Origin of the sequence: Acinetobacter sp. Ver3 (assembly GCF_000632455.1) — a bacterium.
Classification (GTDB): domain Bacteria; phylum Pseudomonadota; class Gammaproteobacteria; order Pseudomonadales; family Moraxellaceae; genus Acinetobacter.
Window position 1 is genome coordinate 1 of the sequence record NZ_JFYL01000126.1, and the last position, 3219, is coordinate 3219.

A 3219-nucleotide genomic window follows, 5' to 3' on the forward strand; every position below is an offset into this window, starting at 1 on the left:
TAATAACTGAACAGTAAAGAGTATGCAAATTTTTCTACAAATTATTCCTAAAATGTTTCTATTTTTAATAACCACTATATATAGTGGTAGTTCTTTGAATTTTGATACCATATATTGTATTTTATTGTTTTGCAATCTTAAGAAGATAAATTGAAATGGCTCTACTTGATTTAGTGGTTTTGAGAGTTATACGATTAGACAATTAAATTTGTAGTACGGTTGGTTTGAGAAAGGGGAATATCCTGTTCTAACTATCTTTATTCATATTTCTTAGTAAAGTATCATACTTAAGAGATTGAAAAATATAATATTCAGTTGAAAACGATATCGATTGTTATCTTAGGTATCTAACATATCCCATTCGTCACCTAATACCCAACGTAGAGCTGACAATTTACCGTTAATCATACCCCATTCAAAGTCATTCCAAGGGCCAACATCTTCATATGTCTCTTTAACTTGTTTGGCAGATTTGATTGCACCTTCAAGAATATCTTCGTGAATAAAATGATTACCATAGTGTTTCGTACCTTTAGGAACAATTTCTATCTCACCTTCATTTATTTTCCAGATTAGATTTTGATGACGGTTATACCAAATTTTATCCACTAGCTCGTCTAATACATCGAGAATTTCTCTTAAACCCCGAGTTTCTTCTGTAAAGTCATATTCAAACTCTATTTCAGCTAAGTAATTATTATCAATCTGGTTGATTGCGGATGCTAAGTTGTTAAAATAACAAGTATTACCATTGAAAATATTTTCAAAATCAGTATGAGGCTTTCGATGGTCTTTGGCAGAAAAGTCGTTATGATTATGTGTTATGAAAAAACAACTATCTGCCGTATTGACACCTAATGAAAATTCATAAAATTGCTCAATAATTACAGCATCAGCTACTGAGTTTTTACTGATATGGAATGGAGCTTTTTTATCTAAGCCTCGTTGAATGGCTGCAATCTTTGAGCGCTCGCTAATACTTATTTTTTCCGCTGATTCAATTAGTCTCTCAACTCTGTTAATGGTTGCATAGTTAGCATCAGTCAAAAGAGGAAGTCTTGCATTTATATCGTTTAGTACTTCAATGGTTTGAGCTTTATTTTTTTTTGCAAACTCACTTACAACTGCTTTGACTTGTTTAAATTCTTGAGATAATCGTTTTGCTGTTTTGTTTGCGACCTCTTCTTTGTTTCTTTCATATTCTTGAGCTACTAAGTCAATTACGACTAACTTTGCTACTTTAGTACGAACAAGTTCTTCCAATGCAGAAACTAGTGGTAATTCTTGTTTCTTAGTAGAAATATCTAAAAAAACACACGTATCAAGAAATATATAAAACATACTGCCTCATTGATTATTAAAAAGTTAAATTTATTGACCCTCATTAATGTGCTTATAGGTAATTCTATAAATACATCTAAAGTAACATTTTCTATAGAGGCAATATATATTGATTTATTTTGCGTTCTAAGCGTTCAATTTCTATCTTGCACTTTTGGTAATAAGAATCGTTAGGGATATTACTCTTAGCGATATTTAATGATATGGTTGCGTGCTCTATATCTCCATCTGCTAAATAAGCATATATTTTTTGTAACTCACATAGGTGCATAGATTTCCCGAGTTTATGAGCTAAATCTAAGCACGTTATAGATTCTTTGGTTTTATTTTTAATTCTGGCTAATATTTTACCTTTAGTAAATTGGAGTTCTGAGTGATTAGGATCAATGTTAGTAGCTTTATTGATTTTTTCTAATGCTGGTAGAAAATCTTTATATATAAATAGAGTGTTTGAATACTTCTCTAATAACCAAATATTTGTTGGATCCTCATCTATCGCTAATTCATAGTATGAAATTGCTTGTTCTTTATTACCCTCATTAAAGAATTTTCTAGCTGCCCGTGCAAACCTACTTAAATAAGCTTTTTGATCATTATCTGATATTTCTACTTCAATATGTTTTAAAAACTCTATATATCTTTTTTGGATTGTTTCTAGATCTTTTTGAAGAGGATGTGTTTGATCATTAAAATTTACAGTTCTATCTTTACAAAATTTCATAAAATCATTGTTGAAAGTAATCTGAAGTTGGCCATCAATACTACTAAGTTGACAAATCCCTTTACTACCTTCTAATGTGCTCTGAGCTAAAGAAAAAGTTAAATTAGCTTTATCAGAAGCTAATTGCATAAAATATTGATCATGATCAGGACCAAAATAGGTTAAGAGAAGTAAAAAGTGCTTTTCTTTTTCATTAAATCTTTCCCAAACATCAGAAAACAAGAACATCCCTAAGTCTTTTTCCTGTAATCTTTTCACTTTATCTAATGCGCTATTAAGTGAGCTTTGTAGTTCATTTGCAAATTGAATGAAAACATTCAAAATCAATGGTTTATTATTGAGTTCTCGAGTGATTTTTTTTAAAGTAGGTATGCCAGCCTTTTTTATTGCATCAATATTTAATATATCTCCTCTTTTTTGAATATATTCTACACCTTCTTCATCGGACCATTTAGTTGTTTCAATTGGTCTTGCTTCAAGTCTTTCTGTACGACGAGAAGTAAGAATTACTCTTCCAGCATAACGGGAAAGTAAGTGTATTTGTTTACCTAGATTAATAATATCATCATCATTTTCAGCCATAGTTTCTGTATTATCTAAAATAATGAGATGCTCATTTTTTTTAATCTTCTCTTTTTCAAGTAAGCCTTTTAATTTTTGAATAATAGTTTCTGCATCTTTTTGATACCAACTATTGTCAAGTTTGACTTCTAATAGTTGTGCTATATGTAAAGCGACATCTGCAACGCCTAGATTGTTGTTCGTGAGTGATTCTAAACCATGTATTCCCCAACGAGTCTTTTTTGCTGTGTAAAAAGTAATAACACTGGGTTTCCATTCGACCTCAATAGAACCTTCAAGGACACGATGCATAAATTCTAAAATGAGAGTTGTCTTTCCAATGCCACCATCACCATATACAAGACATCGTTTTGAGTCTTCTGGATCATTAAACCAGTCAATAAGCTCAGTGATTTCTTTTTTTCGTCCTGTAAAGTCAGCTACTGATATAGCTCTCTCTGGTAAAAAAATTAGCGGATTCCAATCATTATATTCATATACCTCATAAGTTTTTTTTGTAGAAATATTAAAAATTTTATTTGGTACTTCATAAGATTGATCGGTAGCGTTTGTTAAGGATGTTTGAACTTTAGCAG

At 30.8% G+C, this 3219-nt stretch carries 2 protein-coding genes; both read right to left on the reverse strand.

The window, feature by feature from the left end; all coding sequences use genetic code 11:
• Positions 1 to 339 precede the first annotated feature (339 nt).
• The gene (locus tag CL42_RS15710; RefSeq protein WP_000499370.1) at positions 340 to 1341 is read right to left on the reverse strand and encodes a PIN domain-containing protein; all 1002 of its coding nucleotides are present in this window, start codon (positions 1339 to 1341) and stop codon (positions 340 to 342) included.
• Between the two features lie 91 nt (positions 1342 to 1432).
• Positions 1433 to 3219: ATP-binding protein (locus tag CL42_RS15715; RefSeq protein ID WP_035270783.1), on the reverse strand; the 1787-nt coding region annotated here is incomplete at its 5' end.

Bases quoted from the DNA above. Each gene is read 5' to 3' on its own strand.
- CL42_RS15710 (WP_000499370.1), bottom strand. From the start codon at position 1,341: ATGTTTTATATATTTCTTGATACGTGTGTTTTTTTAGATATTTCTACT.